Annotated in this window: 21 protein-coding genes; 10 read left to right on the top strand and 11 right to left on the bottom strand. The window is 68.7% G+C overall.

Features of this window, described 5'->3' with window-relative positions:
* Positions 1–4: 4 nt before the first annotated feature.
* The 9 genes from IE302_RS00750 (at position 5) to IE302_RS00710 (ending at position 11,793) form a co-directional block, all read left to right on the top strand.
* A complete protein-coding gene (locus IE302_RS00750; protein ID WP_191250707.1) occupies positions 5–766 on the top strand; it encodes a 5-oxoprolinase subunit PxpA in 762 nt (253 codons plus the stop codon).
* Complete coding sequence (locus tag IE302_RS00745; RefSeq protein ID WP_191250705.1) at positions 763–1,662, top strand: 5-oxoprolinase subunit B family protein; 900 nt, start codon at positions 763–765, stop codon at positions 1,660–1,662. Before IE302_RS00750 ends, IE302_RS00745 begins: the two co-directional genes overlap by 4 nt.
* Positions 1,656–2,645: a 5-oxoprolinase subunit C family protein gene (locus IE302_RS00740; RefSeq protein WP_191250703.1), complete on the top strand. Its 990-nt coding sequence runs from the start codon at positions 1,656–1,658 to the stop codon at positions 2,643–2,645. The genes IE302_RS00745 and IE302_RS00740 overlap by 7 nt, the downstream gene beginning before the upstream one ends.
* Positions 2,646–2,761: 116 nt before the next feature.
* The gene (locus tag IE302_RS00735) at positions 2,762–4,006 is read left to right on the top strand and encodes an MFS transporter (RefSeq protein ID WP_191250701.1); all 1,245 of its coding nucleotides are present in this window, start codon (positions 2,762–2,764) and stop codon (positions 4,004–4,006) included.
* A 27-nt stretch (positions 4,007–4,033) separates the two neighbouring features.
* Positions 4,034–5,779 (top strand): CocE/NonD family hydrolase, encoded by a 1,746-nt coding sequence (locus IE302_RS00730; protein WP_191250699.1) that lies wholly within the window; start codon positions 4,034–4,036, stop codon positions 5,777–5,779.
* 1,037 nt (positions 5,780–6,816) lie between these two features.
* Positions 6,817–7,530 carry a thioesterase II family protein gene (locus IE302_RS00725; RefSeq protein ID WP_191250697.1) on the top strand — a complete coding sequence of 238 codons (714 nt, stop codon included), beginning with the start codon at positions 6,817–6,819 and terminating at the stop codon, positions 7,528–7,530.
* Positions 7,521–8,345, top strand: a complete 825-nt coding sequence (locus IE302_RS00720; RefSeq protein ID WP_191250694.1) for an SDR family oxidoreductase — start codon at positions 7,521–7,523, stop codon at positions 8,343–8,345. Before IE302_RS00725 ends, IE302_RS00720 begins: the two co-directional genes overlap by 10 nt.
* Positions 8,346–8,365: 20 nt before the next feature.
* A complete protein-coding gene (locus tag IE302_RS00715; protein WP_191250692.1) occupies positions 8,366–10,828 on the top strand; it encodes a non-ribosomal peptide synthetase in 2,463 nt (820 codons plus the stop codon).
* 266 nt (positions 10,829–11,094) lie between these two features.
* On the top strand, positions 11,095–11,793 hold the full coding sequence (locus IE302_RS00710; protein ID WP_191250690.1) for an LmbU family transcriptional regulator: 699 nt from the start codon (positions 11,095–11,097) through the stop codon (positions 11,791–11,793).
* A gap of 106 nt (positions 11,794–11,899) precedes the next feature.
* Here the strand turns inward: IE302_RS00710 and IE302_RS00705 are convergent, their stop codons facing one another.
* The 5 genes from IE302_RS00705 to IE302_RS00685 all read right to left on the bottom strand — a co-directional run bounded on the left by IE302_RS00705 (position 11,900) and on the right by IE302_RS00685 (position 14,679).
* On the bottom strand, positions 11,900–12,661 hold the full coding sequence (locus IE302_RS00705) for an ABC transporter permease (RefSeq protein ID WP_191250688.1): 762 nt from the start codon (positions 12,659–12,661) through the stop codon (positions 11,900–11,902).
* Positions 12,661–13,470: an ABC transporter ATP-binding protein gene (locus IE302_RS00700; protein WP_191253005.1), complete on the bottom strand. Its 810-nt coding sequence runs from the start codon at positions 13,468–13,470 to the stop codon at positions 12,661–12,663. Before IE302_RS00700 ends, IE302_RS00705 begins: the two co-directional genes overlap by 1 nt.
* Positions 13,471–13,620: 150 nt before the next feature.
* Positions 13,621–14,040 carry an SHOCT-like domain-containing protein gene (locus IE302_RS00695; protein ID WP_191250687.1) on the bottom strand — a complete coding sequence of 140 codons (420 nt, stop codon included), beginning with the start codon at positions 14,038–14,040 and terminating at the stop codon, positions 13,621–13,623.
* Positions 14,041–14,059: 19 nt separating this feature from the next.
* Entirely contained in the window at positions 14,060–14,320 is a 261-nt protein-coding gene (locus tag IE302_RS00690; RefSeq protein ID WP_191250685.1) for a hypothetical protein, read from the bottom strand.
* Positions 14,317–14,679 carry a DUF2089 domain-containing protein gene (locus IE302_RS00685; protein ID WP_191250683.1) on the bottom strand — a complete coding sequence of 121 codons (363 nt, stop codon included), beginning with the start codon at positions 14,677–14,679 and terminating at the stop codon, positions 14,317–14,319. Before IE302_RS00685 ends, IE302_RS00690 begins: the two co-directional genes overlap by 4 nt.
* 237 nt (positions 14,680–14,916) lie before the next feature.
* On the opposite strand from IE302_RS00685, the gene IE302_RS00680 reads away from it, so the two are divergent.
* Positions 14,917–15,582 (top strand): DUF4097 family beta strand repeat-containing protein, encoded by a 666-nt coding sequence (locus IE302_RS00680; RefSeq protein ID WP_191250681.1) that lies wholly within the window; start codon positions 14,917–14,919, stop codon positions 15,580–15,582.
* A gap of 54 nt (positions 15,583–15,636) precedes the next feature.
* On the opposite strand, the gene IE302_RS00675 is transcribed toward IE302_RS00680, so the two are convergent.
* The 6 genes from IE302_RS00675 to IE302_RS00650 form a co-directional block, all read right to left on the bottom strand.
* Positions 15,637–17,607 carry a B12-binding domain-containing radical SAM protein gene (locus IE302_RS00675; protein WP_191250679.1) on the bottom strand — a complete coding sequence of 657 codons (1,971 nt, stop codon included), beginning with the start codon at positions 17,605–17,607 and terminating at the stop codon, positions 15,637–15,639.
* An 84-nt stretch (positions 17,608–17,691) separates the two neighbouring features.
* A complete protein-coding gene (locus IE302_RS00670) occupies positions 17,692–17,964 on the bottom strand; it encodes a phosphopantetheine-binding protein (protein WP_191250677.1) in 273 nt (90 codons plus the stop codon).
* Positions 17,965–18,012: 48 nt separating this feature from the next.
* Positions 18,013–19,632: an AMP-binding protein gene (locus IE302_RS00665; protein ID WP_191250675.1), complete on the bottom strand. Its 1,620-nt coding sequence runs from the start codon at positions 19,630–19,632 to the stop codon at positions 18,013–18,015.
* Positions 19,622–20,416: a thioesterase II family protein gene (locus IE302_RS00660; protein WP_191250673.1), complete on the bottom strand. Its 795-nt coding sequence runs from the start codon at positions 20,414–20,416 to the stop codon at positions 19,622–19,624. The genes IE302_RS00665 and IE302_RS00660 overlap by 11 nt, the downstream gene beginning before the upstream one ends.
* Before the next feature lie 41 nt (positions 20,417–20,457).
* Positions 20,458–21,789 (bottom strand): lysine N(6)-hydroxylase/L-ornithine N(5)-oxygenase family protein, encoded by a 1,332-nt coding sequence (locus IE302_RS00655; protein ID WP_191250671.1) that lies wholly within the window; start codon positions 21,787–21,789, stop codon positions 20,458–20,460.
* A gap of 207 nt (positions 21,790–21,996) precedes the next feature.
* The gene (locus IE302_RS00650) at positions 21,997–25,155 is read right to left on the bottom strand and encodes an AMP-binding protein (RefSeq protein WP_229907526.1); all 3,159 of its coding nucleotides are present in this window, start codon (positions 25,153–25,155) and stop codon (positions 21,997–21,999) included.
* Positions 25,156–25,215: the final 60 nt, after the last annotated feature.

The raw sequence follows: 25,215 nt of genomic DNA, 5'->3' as shown, positions 1-25,215 counted from the left end.
GATCATGACCGCACCGACGATCGACCTGAACGCGGACGCCGGCGAAAGCTTCGGCCGGTGGACGCTCGGCGACGACGAAGCCTTGTTCCGGCACATCACGACCGCCAACATCGCCTGCGGCTATCACGCCGGCGATCCGGCGACCATGCGATCGTCCCTGATCCGCGTACGGGAGGCGGGGATCGCCGCGGGCGCCCACCCCGGCTACCCGGACCTGCTCGGCTTCGGCCGCAGGGCACTGCCCGCGACCGACTCCGACGTGGTCGACTACATCCTCTACCAGGTCGGCGCGCTCGCGGGGCTCGCCGCGGCCGAGGACGTACCCCTCACCCATGTCAAACCGCACGGCGCGCTCATGGGGCGGATCTGCCGTTCGCCCGAGCTGGCGGCCACGGTCGCGCGGGCACTCCAGCCGGTCCTCCCGGGCGTGCCGCTGATGTTCGCGCCCTCCGAGGCGATGCGCGCGGTCGCCGCGGCGGGATTGCCGGTCATTCCGGAGAACGCGGCCGACCTCGACTTCGACCAGGACGGGATCAACATCGTCGAGCCCGTCCCGCGAGCCAAGGACCCGGAAGCGATCGCCGATCGTGCGCTGGACATGGCACGCGGCACCGTCCGCACGGTCGGCGGGACGGTGATCCCGATGCCGGTGCGCTCGGTATGCGTGCACGGTGACCGGCCGAACGCGGTCGCGATCGCGGCCGCCGTGCGACGGCGCCTCGAATCGGCGGGATTTCTCCTTCGCGCCCCAGAGCAGGCACTGTGAGCGGCTACGAGTTCTTTGCCGACGGCGCACGTGCCAGCTTCGGCGGCGACGAGTTCGTGTTCGTCGAAGTGTGCGAAGGGATGGACCTCGCGCAGGCGCTGCGGATCCAAGCGATCACCGGGGAGCTGGCCCGGCGCGAGCTGCCCGGCGTCCTCGACGTCGCCCCGGCCAACGCGAGCTATCTCGTGCGCGCCGACCCGGATGTGCTGCATCCGCGCGAACTCGTGCGCGCGCTGGCCCGTTTGCACGACCGGTTCGGGCAGGCGGGCTCGGTGGCGCTGGACACGGAGATCGTCGAGATCCCCGTGTGGTACGCGGATCCGGAGACCGAGCGGACCTGCCTGAAGTTCCGGGACCGGCACCAGTCGCCGACGGAGACGGACATCGCCTACACCGCGCGCATCAACGGGCTGGCCTCGGTGGCCGACCTCGTCGCCGCGCACACGTCGGCACCGTTCATCGTCACCTTCCCGTGTTTCAAGCCGGGCAACACCGAATGCGTCCAGCTCGTGCCGCGCGAGCGGCAGATCCAGGCGCCCAAGTACCTGCGGCCGAGGACGGAAACCCCGGCCAGGGCGGTCGCGCACGGTGGCGCGTTCACCGTCGTGTACCCGACCGCGGGGGTCGGTGGCTACCAGCTGCTCGGCCGCTCCCCCGTCCCGGTCGCCGACCTCACCCAGCGGACTCCCGGGTTCGAGACGTCGAAGGTGCTCGCCACGATCTCGACGCTGCTGCGCTTCCGGCCCGTCCCCGGCGAGGAGTACGAGCAGCTGCGCATCGACTCACGCGAAGGCCGGTACCGGTATCGGCGCGCACCGGTGCGCTTCGCGCTCGCCGAGTTCCTCGCCGATCCGGAAGGCTATCCGCGCACCTTGGAGGCGGCGTTGTCATGCTGACGGTCCTCTCCCCCGGCGCCCGCACTCTCGTCCAGGATCTCGGCCGCGACGGGCAATACGCCATCGGACTGCCCCCTTCGGGAGCGCTCGACCAGTACTCGCACCGCTGCGCCAACCTGCTCGCCGGCAACCACGAGAACGCGGCGACACTGGAAATCACCATGATCGGACCGGCATTGCGCTTCACCGAACCGGCGACCGTGGCAGTCACCGGTGGCGAAGTCGCCGTCGACATCGACGGCGTGACCGTGTCGTGCTGGCAGACGCTGTTCGTCGAACCCGGCCAGGTGCTGCGAATCGGCACGCTGCGCACCGGATGCCACGCCTACCTCGCGGTACGCGGAGGCATCGGGACCGAGCCGTTCCTCGGGAGCCGATCCACCTACCAGAGTTCGGTGATCGGCGGGCACGACGGCCGGGCGCTCGTCGCCGGCGACATCTTGCCGGTCGGCGACGAGACCGGGACGTTCCGTCCCGGCGCGGGCAGCACCGTCGATCCCCGGCTGCGTCCCGTCCTCGGCGGGCACCAGCGCCTCCGGCTCGTCGAAGGACTGTGTCGCCACCGGTTCACCGACGAAAGCGTCCGCGAGTTCTTCTCCTCGACGTTCACCGTCTCGCCCGAATCCGACCGCACCGGTCGCCGCCTGATCGGGCCCGCACTGCGGTTCGTCGACCGTGAAGCCCCGTTCGGCGCGGGCGACAACCCCAGCAACGTGGTCGACCTGGGCTACCCGGTGGGGTCGGTGCAGGTACCCAACGGCGAGGAAGCCATCTGCCTGCTGCGCGACGCCGTGACCGGAGGTGGCTACGCGACGATCGGCACCGTCGCGAGCGCCGACCTCGACGTACTCGCCCAGCTCAAGGCGCCGGACACGGTCGGCTTCGTGCCGGTGTCACTCGACCAGGCGATCACCGCCCGCCACGAGCGTCACGAGCGGCTGAAACAGGTGCGACACGGCCTGCGGCTGCTCTCCCTGTACTGAATCCCGTTCCGGCAGCATCCGGCCGTCCCGGAGGACGGCGCGAACTCCCGTTCGCCATCCACGTGCCCGCGGGCCGTCGACTTCCGTACCCCTCCCCTGCTCCGAGGAGCACCGCCATGACCAGCCCCGATCTCACCGGCTCCACGCTGACCGGCCGCACCCCGGCGCCCGGCGCCGCCACGTGGACCTTCCGGACCCTGCTCATCCTGCTCGTCCTCGACCTGACCTACCTCGTCAACGCGATGGACCGGCAGGTGTTCGCCATCCTGCTGCCCGATATCAAGCAGGCCTACGCACTCACCGGCAACCAGGCAGGGACGCTGTCGACGATCTTCACCCTCGGCATGGGCCTGGCCGGTATCCCGGCCGGTTACCTGGCCGACCGGATCGGCCGGAAACGGATCATCATCGCGAGCCTTCTGCTGTTCTCGATCACCTGCGCGCTCCAGGCGACGGCGATCGGGCTCGTCGACCTGACCGTGTGGCGGATCCTGTCCGGTGTCGGCGAAGGAGCCCAGAACGCGGCGCTGTACGCCGCTGTCGGCGCGTACTTCCACCGCAACCGCGCGGTGGCGATCGGGTCGATCAACGCCGCGTTCGGGCTCGGCGCGTTCGCCGGTCCGCTCTTGGGCGGCGCGCTCCTGTCGTCGACGGGCGACTGGCGTGTCCCGCTTTACGTGTTCGGCGCGATCGGCCTCGTGATCCTCGTCGTCCTCCTGTTCGCGGTGCCGCGCTCGGTGACGGAGATCGGCCGCCACGAGGAACCGCGCACCGCGTCGGCACCTGGCGGTGCTGTCCGCTTCTTCAACCGGCGCGTCATCTGCTGCACCATCGCCACCGTCGCCGCGGGCTTCACCATCTACGGCTACCTCGGGCTGTATCCCACCTATCTCCGCGAGACCTACGGCTACGCGCCCGACCAGACCGCGCTCGCCGCGTCCATGTTCGGGCTCGGCGCGCTCACGGCGGTCTTCTGCGGCTTCTTCGCCGACCGGTTCGACCAGCGGCTGGTCAACGTGGCCGGATTCGCCGCGATCGCCGGATGCGGGGCCGGGATCTTCGTCTTCGGCACGACCTATCCCGCGCAGCTCGTGTTCTCCCTGTTGCTGGGGGTCGCCTTCACCGGGGTCGTCTACACCAACACCAGCGCGCTCATCCAGCGTTCGGTGCCCAGCGCGAAGGTCGGCCGGGCGACGGGCCTGTTCGTCGCGGCCATGTACATCCCGGCGAGTTTCTCCGGCTATTTCTTCGCGGCCACCAAATCCGGCTTCGGCTGGCAAACCGCCGGGGTCATCCAGTTGTGCGCCATTCCGGTCGTCGGCCTCGTCGCCATGGCCGCGATGGGCAAGGCGCGCGACTGACCACAAAGGACAGAAGGAAAGGAAGCCATGACACAGCACTACGAGCCCTACAGTGAAGTGCGTGACGGCATGCGGGTCGACTGGGACGTGCGGATCACGATGAGCGACGGGGTGACGCTCGCCGTGGACATCTTCCGGCCGGACGACGACAAACCGCATCCGGTGCTGCTGGCGGCCAGCCCGTACGGCAAGGGACTCGCGTTCGCGGAGGGGTTCGCGTCCGCGTTCTCCGCACTAGTGCGTGAACACCCCGAAGTGGCGGAGAAATCGACCGGCGCGTACCAGGTCTGGGAATACCCGGACCCGGAACGGTGGGTCCCGGAAGGCTACGTCTGCGTGCGGATCGACGTGCGCGGTACGGGCGGCAGTGAGGGCGAGATCGACTTCTTCTCCCCGCGTGAGACACAAGACCTCTACGAAGCGATCGAATGGGCAGGCGTCCAGCCATGGAGCAACGGCAACGTCGGCATGCTCGGCATCTCGTACCTCGCGACCAACCAGTGGCAGGCCGCCGCGCTGTCCCCGCCACACCTCAAGGCCATCTGCCCTTGGGAAGGGGCGTCCGACTTCTTCCGCGAGTACACCCACCACGGCGGGATCCCGTCGGAGTTCATGCCCGGCTGGGCGCCGCACCAGGTGCTGCGCATCCAGCACGGCCGCGCGGACGCGCCGCTCAATCCGAACACCGGCCGTAAGGTGTCGGGCAAACCGGTGCGCACGGCGGAGGCGCTGCGGGCGGCCGCGATCCGGATCTCCGAGGTACTGCTCGCCCGGCCCGTCATCGACGACTACTACCGGGACCGCACCGCGGTCTTGGAGAAGATCAGCGTGCCCGTGCTGACCGCCGCAAACTGGGGCGGTATGGGCCTGCATTCACGTGGGAACTTCGAGGGCTACCACCGTGTTTCGTCCGAGCAGAAGTGGCTGGAGGTGCACGGGCTCGAACACTGGACGGAGTTCTACACCGACTACGGCCTCGATGTGCAGCGGCGCTTCTTCGACCACTTCCTCAAGGGCGAGGCCAACGGGTGGGACACCCAACCGCCGGTTCAAATGCAGGTGCGCACCCCCGATGGGTTCTTCCCACGACACGAACAGGAATGGCCTCTCGCGCGCACGGAATGGACCGAACTGCATCTCGACCTCGACACCGGCACCTTGACCGACCGCGCTCCGACCGGCGCGCAGCACTCCGAGTTCGTCGCGCGGTCGGAAGGACTGATGTTCGCCTTGCCGCCCGCCGACCAGAAGGTGGAGTACACCGGCCCCGCGGCGCTGAAACTGTTCGTCTCGTCCACGACCGAAGACGCCGACCTGTTCGTCACGGTGCACCTGTTCGACCCCGAGGGCACCGAAGTGCTTTTCCCGACCGCCTTCGAGCCCCACGGCCCCGTCGGCCAGGGCTGGCTGCGCGTCTCGCACCGCGAGCTCGACCCGGACCTGTCGCGACCGTACCGGCCATGGCAGCGGCACACCGAGATCTCCCCGCTGGTCCCCGGGCAGGTGTATGAGGCGGACGTCGAGATCTGGCCACTGTCGATCGTCGTCCCGGCCGGCTACACCCTCGGGATGTCCGTGCGCGGCGAAGACTACGAACACCACCTGCCCGGGCCGCACGAGATCGTCTATGGCCGTGAAATTCGCGGGAGCGGCGCCTACTGGCACGAGCTCCCCGGCGACCGTGACCGGCCGGCCTTCCACGGCCGGACCACCCTGCACAGCACCGAGAAGCAGCGGCCGTACCTGCTCCTGCCCCGGATCCCGCGCGCCTGAATACCGCCCTGTCCGGTGGCTGCCGGCCCTGCCCGGCAGCCACCGGTACCACAACCGAGGCCCCGTTCTCAGCACTGATCTCTCGGCCGAGGCGCTCGGCCCGTTCGCGCATCCCTGCGTCACCGGTCGGCGAGGTCGTGCAACTGTCCGAGAGTGGGAGAACCTTCTTTGAACAGGTGGAAGACGGGTGCGTGGTGTCGGCGCGGTAGACGTAGGCGAAAGCGCCCAGCAGCCAGGAAACCCTCGCCAGCCCCGCCTCACGACCCGGGCCGCCGACATGACCCAGCGGCGCGTACTCCCGCAAGTACGCGCGGATGCGATCGAACAGCTCGGCCAGCATGGCCTCGTGCATCGGCGGTAGCGCGCACGTGGCTGGTCGACGTCCATGACCGCGGCGCCCTGTTCGTGCGCGACACGCAGATCCTGCCAGCCGAACGGCGTGGGGTGGAAGTCCGGCGCGCGGGCGCGGTGGTGGGCGGGCAACCGCGAGTGAGTCGGGTACTTGGCGGCCTGCGTGTGTGCCCAATCCCAGGACACCAAACCGGATCGGATCAGCCCCAGCAGCGGTGACCTTCGTGCTCGCCCGGCCGTCCCGGGATCCAGCCGCCGCGATCGACGAGGTCTTCGACCGGCTCACCGAGGGATGGGGCCAGCCGCGCCCTTTCGATCGATGCAAGGAAACGGATCACTGTCTTCCGGAGCCCGCTCGTCGGTGAACGAGCGCACGAAGTGGTCGACAGAAGGGCGAGCGGCTAACTCGTGGACACGGTGGGCGGTTCGTGTGGGCGCGCGATCTAGACCCTGTCGTCCGTGCCGTTCTAGCATGCGTTCGGCGCAGATGAGCCGAACGTGCTCGGCGCAGACCTGTTTTCGGCCTTGGCGAGATAGCCCATGCTGCTGCACTACGGCCGCCAGGAAGAACCCATGCGCACGGCGGATTTCGGGATGGGCGTCGAGCGCTTCCGCTGACCTCTCGCGTGGACGAGCCGAAAGGGTGGCCGGAGCCGGTCACCCGGCATGACCGGAGGCGATGCCATATGAGCGATCCCGTGGTGTGCCTGCCCTACGCCGGGGCGGGCGCCGGGTTCTTCCGCAACTGGCAGGAGGTGGCGCCCTCCGGGGTCGACCTGCTGCCCGTGCAGTTGCCGGGGCGTGAAGAGCGCACCGACGAGCCGCCGCACCGCGACGTGCGGTCCGCGGTGGACGCGATGCTGCGCGGCACGGCGCTGCGGGACGCCGCGGCCGGGCGCCGCCCGGTCGCGGTCTTCGGCCACAGCCTCGGCGCGGTACTGGCGTTCGAGCTGGCGCGCGCCGTCGAGGAACGCACGGAGATCACCATGTCGCACGTGTTCGTCAGCGGGTCGCCCGCACCGGCACGTGGCAGGGCGGCCCGCTCTGCCGACCTCGACCCCGGCGAGTTTCTCGCCAGGGTCGAGGAACTCGCCGGCTACCGGCACCCGGCGTTCGAGGTCGCCGAATTCCGCGAGCTGCTGCTGCCGACGCTGCGGGCCGACGTGGCGATGCACGAGTCGTACGAACCGGCGTCGCCCCATCCGATCGACGCACCCATCACCTGCCTGCGTGGCGTCGAGGACATGCTGGTGTCCCAAGAGGACGCGATGGCGTGGGCGGAAGCGACGAGCGGCTCGTTCGCCTACGTAGAGCTGCCGGGTGGCCACATGTACCTCACCGAGGACCCGGAGGGCGTCATGGGCGTCATCGCGAGCACGCTGGACTCGTCGTGCGGCTGAGCGGCAAGACAGCTTTCGTCACCGGCGCCGGGCGCGGGCTGGGCCGCGAGTGCGCCGTGCGGTTCGCGGAAAAAGGCGCGGATCTCGTCCTCCTCGACATCGGCGAGGACGTCCCCGGCGTGCCCTACCCGCTGGCCACGACGGCCCAGCTCAAGCGAACCGAGGCGCTGTGCCGCCAGGCGGGTGCCGCCACGCTGGGCGTGCTGGCCGACGTGCGGAACCCCGCCGGCGTCGACACGGCCGTCCGCAAAGCGCTCGACCGGTTCGGCCGCATCGACGTGCTGGTCAACAACGCCGGCATCGCCGCGCCCGCGGGCAAACCCGTGCACGGCATCAGCGAGGACGAGTGGGCCCTGATGCTGGACGTCGACCTGTCCGGGGCGTGGCGGGTGATCCGGGCGGTCGCGCCCGGCATGCTCGCGCGCCGCGCCGGCAGCATCATCAACGTCGCCTCCACCGCCGGTCTGGTGGGCTACCGGCACTTCGCCGCCTATGTCGCGGCCAAGCACGGCCTCGTCGGGCTCACGAAGGCCGCCGCATTGGACCTCGCACCGGCCCGCGTCCGGGTCAACGCCCTGTGTCCCGGCTCGGTACGGGACACGCCTGCGGTCGAGGGCCGGATGCTGGGCGAGATCGCCCGCGGTCTCGAAGTCGACGTCGACGAGCACGAGCAGACGTTCGTGGCCGCGCAACCCACCAACGCGCTGGTCGAGCCCGCCGAGGTGGCCGGTGCGGCGCTGTGGCTGGCCAGCGACGACTCCAGCCACGTCACCGGAACCACGGTCACGGTCGACGGCGGGTTCACCGCCCGATGACACTGACACCCGGGGGAACGATGCGCACCACGACACACGGCGAACCTCACCACGGCCTCGTCCTGCGCCTGACCGATCCGGCGCGGATCGCCGCCGCGCGGGCCGCCGTCCAGTGGCACCAGCACATCGACGCCCACCACGACGCGAAGGCCGCCCGGCTGCTGCGGTATCGCGAGGCCCGCCGCCCCGTCGACCCCGGAGGTCCGCCGGTGCGCACGGTGCTGACCACTTACGCCGACGCCACCGCGGACCTCGTCGTGGTGGCGGCCAGGAGGGCCCTCGACCATGCCGGTCTTCGTGCCGAGGCGCACCGGTGCGCGGGTGGCTGCACCGGTACGGCCCCGCCCGCTCCCGTGGTGCCCGTCGCGGCCGCGGCCATCGCCCTGTCGCGGTACACGCACGCGGGCTCGGTGCGAGTCGGTACGCCGGGCGCGGCACTGGCCGTCGACGTCGACGACGGCCGGCCGGTGGTGGACTTTCTCGACACGGTCGCCGCCGCGCTGGCCGACGCGGTCGACGCCGACGCCGAGCCCCCGCCATGCGTGGTGCTGGCGGGGCAGCCCGAGGAAGAGGACTACGTCCCCTTCCCTGCCGGCGCCATGGCAGGCGGCCACGCGCACGACGAGCACGGGCTCACGCCGGACCTGGTCGAGGACTTCGCCCGGCACGCCGCCCGCGTGGCCGCGGCGCTGGCCACGCCAGGGGGACGCGTGGTGGGCGACCTCGACCTGCTCGACCACGCGGAGGCCGCGCGGGTGGTCGCGCTCGGCCGGGCGCCGGTCCCCGGCCCGGCCGGCGCGGAGACCATCCACGAGGCGTTCCGGAACGTCGTGGCACGCGACCCGGACGCCGTCGCGGTGTGCGACGCGACCCGGCGCATGACCTACCGCGAACTCGACGCGCGGTCCACCGCGTGGGCCAGGGTCCTCGTCGACCGCGGCGCGACGGGCGGGTACGTGGGCGTGTGTCTCAAACGCACCGTCGAACTCGTGGTCGGCCTGCTCGCCGTCCTGAAGGCGGGCGCGGCCTACGTCCCGATGGAGGTCCAGTCCCCCGACGAGCGCCTGCGCCACACCGCGGCGGATTCCGGCGCGGCACTGGTGGTGACCGGCATCTCCGGCTTCCCGGCCGAGCACCCCCTTCGGCCGGCGGACCTCGACGTCGCGTCGGACGCCGAACTGCCCGCGCGGTCACCGGACTCGCCCGCCTACGCCGTGTACACCTCGGGCACCACCGGCAAGCCCAAGGGCGTGGTGGTCCCGCACGGCAACGTCCTGGCCCTGATCACCGCCACCGAGGACGACCTCGGTCTGGGGCCCGCCGACGTCTGGACCTTCTTCCACTCGGCGGCCTTCGACTTCTCGGTCTGGGAGATCTGGGGCTGCCTGCTCACCGGTGGCCGTCTGGTCGTCGTGCCCGCGCTGACGGCCCGATCGCCGGAGGAGTTCGCCGACCTGCTCGTCCGCGAACACGTGAGCGTGCTCAGCCAGACCCCGTCGGCGTTCGCAGCGCTCTCGGGGTTCGCGGGCCCCGCACCCCGGCTGGTGGTCTTCGGCGGCGAGGCGCTCGACCCGCACGCGGTCGTCGGCTGGCTGCGGGAACGGCCGGCCACCCGCATGGTCAACATGTACGGCATCACCGAGACGACCGTGCACGTCACCAGCCACGACGTCGACGCGCGCCACCCGAGAACGCACTGCGTCGGCCGGCCGCTGCCGGGCTGGACGGTGTCGGTGCGCGACAGCAGGGCACGGCCGCTCCCACTCGGCGCGGTCGGGGAGATCTGCGTCGGCGGCGCCGGCCTCGCCCACGGCTACCTCCACCGCCCCGAGCTGACCTCGGCACGCTTCGTCGACGTCGGCGGCGAGCGGCTCTACCGCAGTGGCGACCTCGGACGGCTGAATCGGGACGGCACGCTCGACCACCTCGGCAGGCTCGACGACCAGGTGAAGATCCGCGGTCACCGCGTCGAGCTCGGCGAAATCCGCTCCGTGCTGCTCGACGACCAGGACGTGACCGACGCGGCCGTGATCGTGCTCGACCACGAGCGCGGCGCCGAGTACGCGCGCATCGTGGCCTATGTCGTGCTGCGCGCCGGCGCGGAACCCAGGGCGGTGCGCCACCGGATCGCCGCCGTGCTGCCGGACTACATGCTGCCGGCCGATCTCGTGCCGCTTCCCGTCCTTCCGTTGACCGGTAACGGAAAGCTCGACCACGTGGCGCTACCCGGCGCTGCCGTCCCTTCCGGATCGGCCGCCGGCCCCGGCTCCCCTGTCCGCGCGATGGTCGCGCTGTGGCGGTCCGTCGTGCGCGGCGACCTGCACGAGCACACGCACTTCTTCGACGAGCTGGGCGGCAACTCACTGCTCGCGGTGCGTCTGTTGACGGCCCTGCGCAAGGCGGGTTACGGCTCGCTCGCGCTGCGCGACCTTTACCGCCACCCCACCCCCGCCGCACTCGCCGACAGCGTGGCCGTCGATTGACTCCAGCCGGCATGGGGCGCACGAACACTGCGAAATCAACAATCCAACCGAAGAACACCGCGCAATCCCGCGAAAGCGGGAGGCTAAATTACGATCTTGAATAGCCATTCCTGCAAACGGCGTATAGACCGGCGGTTCGGATAGTCAATAGCTCCGGACGCAATCGTATATGCGACTACCGCCGATGTCGAGGTTATGGCACGCTGAGGTCTGCTTAGCTCACACCCGACCGATAAACCGAGTTAATCTACGTGTGAGGAGTTGGAATGACTGGGGGTCTGCCGGATCGGCAAACAGACAAGCTACCTGGCCTGAAGCGAAACCAGCGCGCAACTTACGACATCTCTTCTTTTGTCACAAGGCAAGGGCTACTCCTCCCGAAGAGGATATCATTCGATAACTGGATGGGACTCGGCAGCTACCTATCCGGTATTTATTCTTCGTCGGCGTGGTGCCTTGGGGATTGGCTCCTGTACGGAGAGGCCAGCTTCAATGGCAGATACAAAGACGCGATTACGCTCACGTCACTGGATTATCAGACACTGAGAAATCACGCGTGGGTGGCGCGGAGTTTTCCACTGTCTCGCCGCCGGGACACGCTCAGCTTCACCCATCATGCCGAGGTGGCAGGCCTTGCGGAACCCGAACAGGACTTCTGGCTGCGCAAGGCCGAGGAGAACGCTTGGTCGGCCAAGCGCCTGCGTCGCGAGGTGAAGACGAGCATGCTGGAACGAACCCATGACAACGAGCTGGAACCAGGCGGAAGCCGACCCGGCGAAGATACCGCCGCGCTTTCACCCGAGGATACCGTCATGCTCAGAGTATCGATCGCGGCGGACAGTCTCGAGTCCTGCCACGAGGCGGCGAGCAAACTCGGACTCGAGGTAGAGGCATGGGCCGAGCAGATCCTGGTGACGGCAGCGCTGAGGACTCTGACCCGATCCTCGAGCAGTAACGTGGGTTGATCTTCGCGGTGGATGTGAATCCTGGATCGAAGGACCGGAATGGGTACAGGAAGCGTAGGCCTGTACCCATTCCGTCTCCAGGGCCGCAGGCGGGGAAGGGTGCCTTTCAAGCGATTTTGCGGTGGTAAACGGTCCTGGCGAAGACGTAGGCGACGATGAGGATGCCGACGCACCAGGCGAGAGCGAACCAGATGTCATTGCCGACCGGGTTCTGTGCGAACAGGTCGCGAATCGTGTTGACGATGGAGGTCATCGGCTGGTTCTCGGCGAAGGCCCGCACCGGACCGGGCATGGTTTCGGTAGGCGCGAATGCCGAGCTGACGAACGGCAGGAAGATGAGCGGGAAGGAGAATGCGCCCGCGCCGTCCGGGGATTGCGCGGAAAGGCCGGGGATGACGGCGATCCACGTCAGGGTAAGGGTGAACAGGAACAGAACGCCGGCGACCGCGAGCCAGGACAGAAATCCCGCCCCCGAACGGAAGCCCATGAGGACAGCGACACCCACGACGAGCACGAGCGAGATCAGATTGGCGACCATCGAGGTCAGCACGTGGGCCCACAGTACGGATGACCGTACGATCGGCAGGGACTGGAGTCGCTCGAAGATGCCGCTCGACATCTCCCCGAAGATCCGGTACGCGGTGTACGAGACGCCCGAAGCGATCGTGATGAGCAGAATACCGGGCAACATGTAGTTCACATAGGAATCCGACCCCGTTTTGATCGCGCCACCGAACACGTAGACGAACATCAACATTATCGCGATCGGCATGATCACGGTCGTGATGATGGTGTCCGGGCTGCGCATGATGTGGCGCAGGGATCGACGCAGCAGGACGGTCGTGTCGCCGAGAAGACTCTTGGCCATCAGTTTTCCTTACTCGTCGAGCCGACGCTGCGCTCATTGCCGGCGCTGTCATTGCTGTCGCGACCGACGATGGCGAGGAAGATGTCATCGAGCGTCGGCTTCTTCTCGACGTATTCGACCTTGGCGGGCGGGAGCACCTGCCCGAGCTCGGCGAGGGTGCCGTTCACGATGATCCGGCCCTCGTGGAGGATCGCGATCCGGTCGGCCAGCTTTTCGGCCTCATCCAGATACTGCGTCGTGAGCAGCACCGTCGTGCCGCGGTCGGCGAGTTCCTTGACCGACTGCCACACCTCGTTACGCGCCTGGGGATCGAGCCCGGCCGTCGGCTCGTCGAGGAAGATGACCGGCGGCTCCCCGACCAGGCTCATCGCGATGTCGAGACGGCGGCGCATGCCACCGGAATACGTCGACGCCCTCCGCGCGGCCGCGTCGGTCAGCGAGAAACGAGCGAGCAGATCATCCGCGATCTTTCCCGGGTCCTTGAGATGCCTCAACTCGGCGACCAGCACGATGTTCTCGCGCCCGGTGAGGATCTCGTCGACGGCCGCGAACTGCCCGGTCAGGCTGATGGATTCCCGCACCTTCCCAGCGTGCTTGACGACATCGAAGCCGTTGACGGCGACTGTTCCCGCGTCGGCCTTGAGCAGCGTGGACATGATCTTTATGGCCGTGGTCTTGCCCGCCCCGTTCGAGCCGAGAAGGGCGAAGATGCTGCCTCGCGCCACGTCGAAGTCCACCCCGCGCAAAACATGCAGCTGCTTGTACGATTTCTCCAGGCCCCGCACGCGGATCGCATGCTGTGCTGTCATCGAACAGCCCTTTCTGTTGTGGAGTTGTGGAGACAGCGGACAGACCGGGATAGGGACAGCACCGGAATCGGACAGCGCGAAGCCCGGGGTCGGGTCCCTGGCGGTGCACCCGCGATGACGCCGCGCATCTCGCACGAGCGTCGTTACTTGTCACTCGCAGAACACTTGCACCCTGCTGCCGGGGTCGTCGACGTCGATGTCGACCTCGCCGAGTTGCTCGATGAGCTCCTCGATGTTCTGTGGCCTGAGCTCGGTCAGGTCGATCGGTATTCCCGACCTGTCCAACGCCTTGTTGATCTTGACGAGCGCTTCCGGCGGAATGAGGCTCGCGAGGCGGACCCCGGCGCGCAACAACTGGAGCGGGACCCGGATGTTGAGCCGGCTCGGCCCGCTGTCACCGGAGGTGTCCACCGCTACCACGCGGAGGTACTTGGGCCGGGTGGCGCCCCGCGGCGTCGGCGCCGACTCCGGCCGCTCTCGTCCGAGGGCGTCGATCAGCCGCTCCGCCTCGTCGGCGGCGAGCTTGCCATCGGCCAGCATCTGCAGAACCTGGCGGCGCTGCTCGTTCATCATTGCCCTCCTTTACTACTCATCTGACGCTGACCAGCACAGCCGTGCTGCCATCCTCGATCTCGAACCGGGTTCCGGGCAGCGCCCACACGAACTGCCCGAGACCGCGCAGCGCGCCGACCGGACTCACCCCGGTGACGAGACAGGCGACCAGTCCGGCCAGCACGCCGAGTAACAGCAGTGGTGACAGCACCAGCACGACCGGCACGACCGGGATGTACAGCCGCAGCCACCGGCCATCGCGACGGCGTTGCCGGTAGGTCACCAGCTGCGGGATCATCGGGACCTCTCCAGCTCCGCCAGCGCCTCCTGGACGCTGATCTCCCCCCGCCGCAGACGGTCGACGACGTCGGCGCCGGTCGGCGCCGGGTCCGTGTCGACGAAGTCGAGCTGCTCGGCGATCCGGTTCAACCGGGCCTTGACCGTCGGGTAACTCACCCCGAAGACCCGCTCCATCTCCTTGATCGAACCGTGCGAGCGGACGAACGCGGTGACGAACACCTGGTCGTCGACGCTGAGCTGAGCCAGTTGTGGCGGCTCGAACCGAGCCTCTATCGCCACACCGCTGCTGACGATGCGGACCCGCTCGACCACGAACGGCTGTCCGCGCGTCAGGTCCGTCAGCTCCTGCCAGTCCACCTTGACTCCCTCGACGCCCTGCGTGCTCGACTCCCTGCGTGGTCGACACCATGGTTCCTTGATTTTCTTAAGCTGTCAATGAGAAATTATTGAGTTCTCTTACCCGCTCTGCAACTATGTGAACTACGGCGCCGCTCGGAGCCTCGTTCGGTGTTCCGCTCAGCCAGGCACCGCCGATCACGGACGGGCGTGACGCCCGAATGACACGAACCGTTCCCGTCAGAACTAAGGAGCACGATGCAGAAGTTCGACACCCCGGCCCCGATCTCCGCCTTCGTCGAAATCGTCGCGGGGCGGATCAAGTTCGTCGCCGCCGAGCGGGCCGACACCGCGGTCGAGGTCCTGCCCGCGGACGCCTCGAAGAGCGACGACGTGAAGGTGGCAGAGCAGACCAAGGTCGAATACGGCGACGGCGTCCTGCGGATTCTCTGGAGGACGACACAGCTCCTCGGTGGTTCCGGTTCCGGCTCCGTCGACGTGACCGTCCAGTTGCCCGTCGGTTCCCGGGTCGACGCCCAGGCGGCCAGTACCGAGTTCAGAACCGTAGGACGGCTCGGCGACGTCAAGTTCGAGGGCGTGCAGGCCCCGATCACCATCGACGAGGCCGCGAGCGTCCACGTCACCGTGGTGGACGGCGACGTGGAGGTCGGCCGGCTGAGCGGGTCCGCGGAGATCAGCACCGTGCAGGGCAACATCCGGATCGGCGAGGCCGTGCGCGGCAAGGTGGTGCTGCGCGCCCTGACCGGCGACATCTCCGTCAGCGCCGCCGCCGGTGTCGCGGCCTCCCTCGATGCCGGCGGGGGAGGCCGCGTCAAGAACTCCCTCAGGAACGATGGCACCGCCGCCGAACTCGACATCCACGCCACCACCACCGAAGGCAACATCACCGCCGGCAGCCGCTGACCGATTCCGCGAGCGGGGCGGCTCTTACCCTGCCGCGGGAGCGCGATCGCGGAATCAGTTCGTCGCGACCACGTCGGATGAGTGAACCTCGACGAAGGGCAGAATCTCGCGGAAACGCAGGACGGTGCCATGGCAGTAGTTGGCGTTGTGCTCGAGGCTCCGCTGCGGCATGTAGGGCATCTTCTGCCGAGCGTGGTGATCGATGCGCAGCGTGATCCGGCCGGACGCCGCGTCATCCAGCACGTCGGCCTTGAGCATCTCGCGCTCCGCCAGCAACTCGGCCAGCTCCGCGGGGACCTCCACGAGGAAACTCTCGGCATCGCCCAGGCCGTGCACGGTGCACTCGGTGAACTCGTAGTCCGGCACACGCACCGGTTCACGGTAGATGTAGGGCCGGGCGAGCAGGTCCATTTCGAACGCCTGCCGGGCCAGCGGGTCGGACCACCACTCTTGGGACGTGACATAGGCGGCCAGCAACGCATCGAATTCCTCACGATGGGTGCTGAGGATCATGTGCCCGATTTTGCCGCTGAGGAGCACGTCATAGTTGGCCAGGTGGGCGAATGACTTGGTGAAGAGCTGGAGCACTTCGGAATCGGCCTGCTGCTCGAAGTACCGCGCGACGCTCGCGAACAAATCACCGTAGGAGATGATGCCGGCCTCGTCGAGGTAGCCGGAGAGCAAGAACAGTCCCCGCATGTTGTAGACGGTGTGCATCGCGTTGTACAGCCAGTATCCGTCGATGCACGCCTCCCTGGACACCCAGCTCGTGCCGACGACGACCTCCGCCTCGGATACGTCGCTCGGGACGGGCTCCGTCATCAGGCCGTAGAGTTCCCGCTGCTGATACATGGGCGTGTTGTTCAGGAGAAGTTCCGGGTAGACGATGACCGTGTCGGCATAGGAGCGGCACAGCTTCGTCAAGCCTTCCTTGAACGACTCGAAGGTTTCCCCCGGAAGGGGCCAGATCAGTTCCACATAGGAACTGATCTGCTTTTCTCGCAGCGTTCGCTGCAACTCGACGTAGGTCTCCTCGCGGATGTTGTCCCGCGCGATGAGCTTGAGCGCCGCGGGGTTCAGTGTCTGAAGCGAAATCGGCTGAGTCACCATGAGACCGCCCCGCACGAAGATCTCCGTGATCTGCGCCATGCGCTCCGGCCGGTTCTTGGCGGCCGCCATGTACACGACCAGCGGGTAGCCGATCTCGTTCTTGAGCTCGACGATGTGCTCGGTCATCGCCACATCACGGGGTGACTGCCCCCAGTTCGCGTCGGCGATGAAGAGCCCGGAGAACCCGTTGTTGCTGATCCAGGTCAGCTCATCCCTGATCCGGTCCTCCTCGAACTTCACCACCTTCGAGTTGGTGCGCGCGCCCCAGTAGCAGAAGGTGCAGCGGAACGGGCACCCCCGGTTCGTCTCCAAGATCCCGAGACTGAACTCGTAACCGTCGAAGACGCCGGTGAGAAAAGGCGAAGGAATCTCCATGAGATCGCCTATCCGCGGCGCGGGTTCCGTCGTGACGAGTTCGCCGCCGGACCAGAAGCTGAGCCCGGGGACTCGGCGCAGGTCGGGAGCCGCGCTGTTGAGCTGTCTGAACAGCTCCACCGACGTTCGCTCCCCCTCGCCGTTGCAGATGTAGACGTTCTCCGGCGAATCGGCCAGGTAGGTCGCGGCATGGTTCATCACCTGCGGGCCGCCGAGCAGGTAATGGGCGTTCGGCTGCCGCTCCCGCAACTCCTTCAGCACCCAGCGGATCAGCTTCATGTTCCAGATGTAACAACTGAACGTGTAGATGTCCGCGTACTTCCCGGCCAGCTCTTCCAGCAGCTTGGTCCGGTCGTCCTTCACCGGATAAGAGAAGATTTCGAAGGAATGCGTCGCCGCCAGTCCCTCGTCCTCCTGGGCGCACGCCTGGATGTAGCCGGAGGCGAGCGGCAAGATGTTCTCGTAGCTGGGAATCTCGACGAGCACGACCTTCTTGCGATCCTGGTCGCCGCTCCCTTTCGCGAAATTGTTGATCAGCAACTTTCCGGCCTCCCGCCGAGAATCCTGTGCCCTGTCTCGTCGAACTACGTGAGTACTGTCGGTGTCGGCACCGGCCAGGACGGCCTAGTTCCGGGGCGCGGGCGTCCCGGCGTCCTGGTGCGCCCACAGGTCTATGCGCTCGGCCAGGTCGGCGAGGACCGGTGCGTCGATCAGCACCTGTACCGTGAAATCGATCTTCCAGAGGCGGCGGGCCGCGAGCACGACCTTGGTGGCCAGCAGCGAATCCCCGCCCAGGTTGAAGAAGTTCTGGTCGCGCCCGATCTTGTCGACCTTGAGCACGTCGGCCCAGATCTCCGCGAGCCGGTGTTCAGTCCGCGTCTCGAAGTCGCCTTCCATTCCCTACCCCTGTCTGCGTCGGTGCCGAGGTGGCTGGTGGTGGCGCCGTCAGCGGCCGGGCCGCAGGTGGCCTCGCAGGTGCATACGGGCAAGCGCGTGGGCGACGGCTTTGCGGTCCGCCTTGCCGCTCGGTGTCCTTGGCAATTCCGGCAGGACGGTGATGGAGACGGGAACCGCCTGCGCGGGCAGCAACTCGGCGAGGGCGGCGAGCGCCCGGCCCTCGTCGAATCCCAAGCTGTCCCCGTCGACGGTGACGGCGGCCCGCAGCTGGCGGGCGCCCTCGGTGATCTCGAGCGGAACGCAGACCGATTCCGTGACACCCGGCTGCTCGAGCAGGCAGGCGTCCACTTCGAGGGGATTCACCCGTACACCGCGGATCTTGACCTCGTTGTCGGCACGGCCGACGTAGTGGATGACTTCGTCCTCGACGCGCACCAGGTCGCCGGTGCGGAAGGTGCGGTCGCCACCGTCGCCGATGCCTGCCACCGGGACGTAACGCACCGCGGTGAGGCGGGGCTGGTTGAGGTAGCACGCCGAGAGCGGCAGGCCGGCCACCAGGAGCTCCCCCACCTCGGGTTCGCCGGGGTCGACCGGATCGACGAACACCCGGCAGCCCGGCAGCGGACGTCCGATGGGCGCCAGCGTCGGCCAGCCGTCCGGCGGCCCGGTGAGCGTGTGCGCGGTGACCATGGCGGACTCGCTCTGTCCGTAGTGGACATTGAGCCTGCTTCCCGGCAAGCGCCGGAAGAAGTCCCGGATGGTCGCGGTGCAGACGAGCTGCTCGCCACCGAGGTTCACCTCCCGCAACGCGAGACCGTCGAGTGAGTCCGCGGCGGCCGCGGCGGTGGTGAGCATGTGCAGCGCCACGTACGGCAGGAACAGGCGCTCGATCCGGTTGTCCGCGAGCCAGTCGAGCAGCGCGATCGGGTCACGGCGCAGCGGCTCGGGCATGATCACCAGCGTGCCCCCGCCGGTCAACGTACCGAAGACCTCCTGGAACCACACATCGAAGTTGAGCGGCGTGAACTGGGCGGTGCGCAGGTCCGGCCGCACCGAGTGACCGCGCTGCCAGTGCGCCATGTTGTCGATGCTGCGGTGCGGCAGCACGACGCCCTTGGGAAGGCCGGTGGACCCGGAGGTGTAGATGATGTACACCGGCAGATCCGCCCGGCACGGCTGCTGCGGAGCGGCCGTGTGGCCGCGTCGTCCCGCCGCGGCCGGGTCGTCGGGAGGCGGTATGCGCAAGGACGGCACGCCGGTCGCGAACCCGGGTTCGGTGTCGGCCCACAGTACGATCCTGGCGCCGCTGTCGGCCGTCATGTACTCGAGCCGCTTCACGGGGTAGCCGGCGTCCAGCGGCACGTAGGTGGCACCGATGCGCACGATGGCGAGCATCGCCGCCACGATCGCGGCGCTTCGCGTGCCGGTGATGGCCACCGGATCGCCGGGGCGGATGCCGTGGTCCGCCAGGAGCGCGGCGATCTGCCCGGTCCACCTGCTCAGGTCGTGATAGGTGAACTCGCGGTCCTCGTCGCGGACCGCGACGTGGCCCGGCCGCGCCGCCGCGGTCGCGGCCAGCGCGTCGATCAGGCATGGCGGATTCGCCGTGCCGCCCCACAGTGAGGTGAGCCCGCGGGGCGTGGTCAGCTCGGTCGATTCACTGACCATCTGCCACCCCTGGGCCGAGGTCGCTCAGGACACCGTCATGACCGGATATGACCGCGTCGTTCAGATCCGTGAGCAGCGCGGTCGCGTTGGCCCTGAGATAGAAGTGGCCACCGGGCAGCACCCGGAGCCGGAAGGGGGCGTTCGTCGTCTCCGCCCAGCGGCGCATCTGCTCCGGGGACGCTTCGGGATCGCTGTTCCCGACATAGCCGTAGACCGGGCAGTCGAGCGGCGGCCGGGCGCCACCGGAATAGTCGTCGGTCAGGCGGTAGTCGGCGCGGATCGCGGGCAGCACGACCTCCCGCAGGCCACGATCGGCGAAGACCGCGGCCGCGCTCGCGTCGAAGCTCATGACGTGCGCGATGATCTCCTCGTCCGTACCGGAGATCATCTGCCTGCCGCCCAGCGCGTGCGGCGGCCGCCTGCCGGAGACGCACAGAGCGGCAGGCGGGCAACCCCGTTCCTGCAAGCGCAGGGCCACCTCGTGCGCCACCGAGGCACCCATGCTGTGCCCGAAGAACACCAGTCGGTGGCGGGCCAGATCGCCGAGCGCGTCCGCGATGTCGTCCGCGAGGGCCTCCAGCCGGGAGGGGAACGGATCGCTGAACCGATCCTCCCTGCCCGGGTACCGGACGGAGAGCACTCCGACGTTCGAAGGCAGTCCCAGGGGCCAGGTGCGGTAGGCACTCGCGCCCGCGCCGGCGTGCGGGAAGCAGACGAGCCTCGTCTCGCACCCGGCGTCATCACGGAAGCGGCGTATCCACCGCTCTTCCACCGGACTCCGCAACAGAGTCCTCCTATCCGGGATCGGAAGAATCGTCAGTTTTTTCACCGGAGGTCGCTCCCTGCCTCGGCGGGAACGGCGCCATCGACGTTGTCGCCGACCCGCCGGGAGACGATCGATTCGACGATCTCGCCGCTTCGCACCGCGATGGCCGACAGCAGCGAGGAGATCAGGCCGTGCGTGTGCTCGGTACCGCCCTGGAGGTAGATGCCGCACCGCACCTCGGGCACTGTGACGAGGCGATAGTCCCGGTCGACCTGGTACCGGCCCGCTTCGTCGCGCAGGCAGTGCCGGTCGAGATCGCCGAGCAGACCCGCCGGCTCCATCGCGCGGTAGCCGGTCGCGCACACGAGCGCGTCGACGTCGAGTTCACGCACCTCGCCGTCCTCCCCCGCCTGCAGCGAGATCCGGGTCTCCTCGCCCGCACGTTTGGCACCGGTGACCCTCGTCAGGTTGAGGAACCGCAGGCGCCTGACTCCCAGCACGTCGTCGTCGTAGGACCTGCGGTACAGCTCCCTGATCACCTCGTCGTCGACGACCGAGTAGTTGGTGTTGCGGTGGTACCGCCAGAACGCCTCGCGCGTCTGCTCGGTGCCGAAGTAGAAGTCGTCGACGGCCGCTCGGTCGAAGACCTGGTTCGCGAAGGGCGTGTCGTCCGCGACGGAGTAGCCGTAGGACGGGATGACCGCGTAGACCTCGGCGTGAGGCAGTTCGTCGTACAGGAACCGGGTGATCTCGGCTGCGCTCTGACCGGCACCGGCCACCGCGACCCGGCGCAGGATCCTGGGGTTCATCCGCCGGTACTGCTCCAGGAAATCGCAGCTGTGCCACACGCGTTCGTCACGATCGATCCCCTCGGGCAGGCTCGGTACCAACCCCGTCGAGATCACCACGTTCCGTGCCCCGACCATGCGGCGGCCGGTGTCGTCCGCGATCTCCAGCAGCAGGTGGTCCGGGGCCTCGCCCGCCGGCAGCCGGATCGACGTGACCTCCGAGCCGTAGGCGACGCGGTCGGACACCCGAGCCTGCGCCCACTCGAGATAGGAGTGGAATTCGCGGCGGGTGGGGAAGAAATCCTGCTTGTTGACGAACTGCGGGAGCCGGCCCGACGCCTGCAGGTACGCGACGAAGCTGAAACTAGACGTCGGATTTCGAATGGTGACCAGATCCTTGAGAAAGGATATCTGCATCGTCGCCGACGGCAGCAACATATTGCGATGCCAGCCGAAAGAAGCCTGACGTTCGAAGAACAGGCTGCTGATCCCATTTCCCGGCCCGCCCGCCCCGTACTCCTCGATGGCGATGGCCAGCGACAGGTTGGACGGGCCGAACCCGATGCCGACCACGTCGTAGATCTCATGTCCACGATCACTCATAGAGAATTCCCCCGCTGGCATGGCTGCACGGTGGACGGAGTTCGCGTCTTCGACCAGTGGTCGCGCTCTCCAAGAAAGACAGACAATCGATGGGATCGGCACTTGCCCGTCATTCTTCGATTTCGGGACGGCCGAGGTTGGAAATGACGATATCTCAGGATCGCTTCTCCGGGCAGTCCTGACCGGCACTGGGCGACAGACGAACGCTCAGAGCATTTCGCCGTCCCTCGTCCTGCGTCGCAACGCAGGCCTGCTCGACGCGGCGAGGTCCTTCCACCGATCCGACAGACCGGCGATGGTGCGTGCCGCGAACAACGTCCGGATGGACAACTCGACGTTCAACGTCGTCCGGATCAGACCGACCAGCCTGATCGCGCGCAGCGAGTTGCCGCCGAGATCGAAGAAGTCGTCGTCGATGCCCACCACCCGGTTCAGCTCGAGCACCTCGGCGAACGCCTCGGCCAGCACCTGCTCGGAATGGTCGCGCGGTGCCCGGTGCCGCCGGTCGTCGAACGTGGGGTCCGGCAGCCGCGCCGGGTCGACCCTCCCGCCGGGTGTCTCCGGCAGGCTCTCCACCACCTCGAACACCGAGGGCACCATGGTTTCCGGCAGCCGGTCCGTGGCGAACCGGCGGAGCTCGGCTTCGGAGAGGCTGCGGTCGCGCACCGGGACCACGTAGGCCACCAGCCGCCGCTGCCCGGCGGCGTCCTCCCTCGCGACCACCACCGACCGGGCCGGCCCGGGGTGCTCGGACAACACCTCCTCGATCCGGGCGGGCTCGACCAGTTCGCCTCGGATCTCTGCCTCGCCGCCGGTCCGGCCGACGTGTTCCAGGCGGCCGCCGGTACCCCACCGGACCCGGTCGCCGGTCCGGTACATGAGCCCGCCGGGCGCACCGAACGGGCACGGTACGAACCGCTCCGCGGTCAGCCCCGGCCGCCCGCGGTAGCCCCGCGCCACGCCGGACCCGGCCACGTACAGCTCACCGGCCACGCCTGCCGGGACCGGCGTCAAACCCGGCCCCAGGACGTAGAGAGCCGTTTCGCCCGTGCCGGGTGCCGGTTCGTCCTCGCCCGGCCAGCCGAGGACGGCCGTCTCCGCCGAACCGTGATCGACGACGATCGTGAGATCGGGGCAGGCGTCCCGCACCCGCCGCATGGCGGCCGCGGGCACCCGGTCACCACCGGTCCACACCTCGCGCAGCCCGGCGAGCCACGCGGGGCGTTCCGCCGCGATCGCCGAGAACAGGCCGGCAGGCAGCCACATCGCGGAGATGTCGTTCGCCGTGCAAATCCTGTTCAGCGTGCCGGTGTCCGGCTCTCCGGGCGGAGCCACCACCACCCGTCCGCCGTTCAGCACGGCTCCCCACCACTCGAGGGCGAACCCGTCGCTGCTGTGCGGGGAGTGCCAAAGCACGGTGCGCGGGCCGCGGTCGGTGACCAGCCGCCGCAGGTTCCGGTGCGTCACCTCGACGCCGGTGGCCGCACCGGAGCCGGGCTTCACGGCCACCAGGTTGTCCACGTGCGGCGGGGCCGGGACCTCAGGTACGCCATCGGAGTCCTGGCAGAGGTCGTCGAACGGGATCACCGGCACGTCCGGCGCGGCGAGCGACGCCCCTGCCGCCGTCGCGCCGGTTAGCAGCACGCGCGCCGAGGATCCGGCGACCATCGACCTGATCCGGGCCGCGGGCAACACGGGGTCGATCAGCAGGTAAGCAGCGCCCGCTTTCGTCACCGCGAGCAGGGCGACGGCCAGGTCCACCGATCGAGGCATCGCCACCGCCACGACCGTCTCGGCTCGGACCTGCCTGCGTCGCAGCGCCGCGGCCAGCAGGCTCGACCGCTCGTCCAGCACCCGGTACGAGACCGCCAAGTTCCCGTCCACCACCGCGACGGCGTCGGGAGACCGCGACACCTGCCGGGCGAACAGCTCCGGAACCGTCACCCCCGGAACCGACGCCTCCGCGAGGACCGGCGCGGTCGGCACCCGGTCCCGTTCGGCGGTGCTCGGCACGTCCACGGCACCGACCGGCCGCGCGGGGGCGGCCGTCAGGCCATGGAGGTACGCGATCAGCTCCTCGCCGAGGAAACGCAGCTCCGCGCGGGAGTACAGGCCCGCGGGGGCGTCGAGCCGGATGAACAGGTCGCTGTCGGCACTGCCGTCGGTGTAGGTGGTGACCGACAGTTCGTCGAAAGCCCCGATCGTCGCGCTGACGTGGCGCGCCGGACTGCCGTCGAAGTGGAGCTGCTCCCCGAGTTCGACGACGTTGAGGACGGCACCGAAACAGCTGCGGCCGCTCAGGACGGCTCCGCTCACGCGCTGGATGTCGGAGTAGTGGTGGGCGGTGTGCCCGGCGATCGCGTACGTCTCGTCGATGACCGCCTCGACGATCTCGGCGAAGGTCGCGCCGAGCGGCACTCGCACCCGGACCGGCACCACGTTCACCGCCAGGCCGGGGATCCCGCTCGCCACTCCGGCCCGGTTGCCCACGGCCAGCGAAAAGAGGAGCTCGGGACGATCGCAGCGATGCCGCAGGTACACCGCCAACGCCGCGGCCAGCAGCGAGGACATCCACACGCCCATGGACTTCGCCGCCTCGGTCCACGCGTCCGCCTCGGCACGCGCGACGGTCAGCGTCCGGCTCGTCATGCCGATGGCGCCTGCCGGCTCCGACCAGCGGTCGGCGCCGCTCACCGGTTCGGACAGTGCCGACCGCGCCGCTTCGGACAGGGCGGGCGGCGGGATCCGCGCGGGTGCGGGCGCGCCGGCCAGGTAGGTGCGCCAGAACTCCGTGTCCTCGGCGAACGCCGGGGAGGCGCGGTACGCCGCCGCCTCGGCCGCGAACGGCTCGGCGGTCCACGGCTGTGGCAGGTCCGGTACCCGCGTGCCCCGCACCATCGCCGTATAGACGTCCGCGAGGCGCCGCGACAGCAGGCCTCCCGCGCCGTACCCGTCCGACACGAGATGGTGGTAGGTGATCACCACGAGAGAGCGGGCCGCCGCGAGCCTGACCACACCCAGCCGCAGCAGCACGTCGCGCTCCAGGTCGAACGGCTGCCTCACCAGGTCGGCCAGCGCCTCGCGGGCCGCCTGCTCGGGATCGGCCGCGTCGCGCAGGTCCAGGAGGAACGGCTGCCAGTCCGCCGGCTCCCGGGACACCAGCCGCAGCTCGCCGCCGTCGTCGACGAAGCCGGCCCGCAGCACCTCCGCCTCGGCGAGCACGTGCCGGAACGCGGCCGCCATGACGGCCGTGTCCAACTCGCCGTCCACGTCCCACAGGAACAGCGGGTGGTTCAGCGTGTCCGGAGACATCCTCTGCGCCAGCCACAAGCCTCGCTGCGCGGACGACGCACTGAGCGAACGCACACAGACCATCTCCTCGGAGAACTCGCGGTGTCCTGTCGACAGGACGGTCCAACCGGACGG

The sequence above is a fragment of the Amycolatopsis oliviviridis genome (assembly GCF_014654365.1).
GTDB lineage: Bacteria > Actinomycetota > Actinomycetes > Mycobacteriales > Pseudonocardiaceae > Amycolatopsis > Amycolatopsis oliviviridis.
This window is presented reverse-complemented; position numbering and strand designations above follow the sequence as displayed.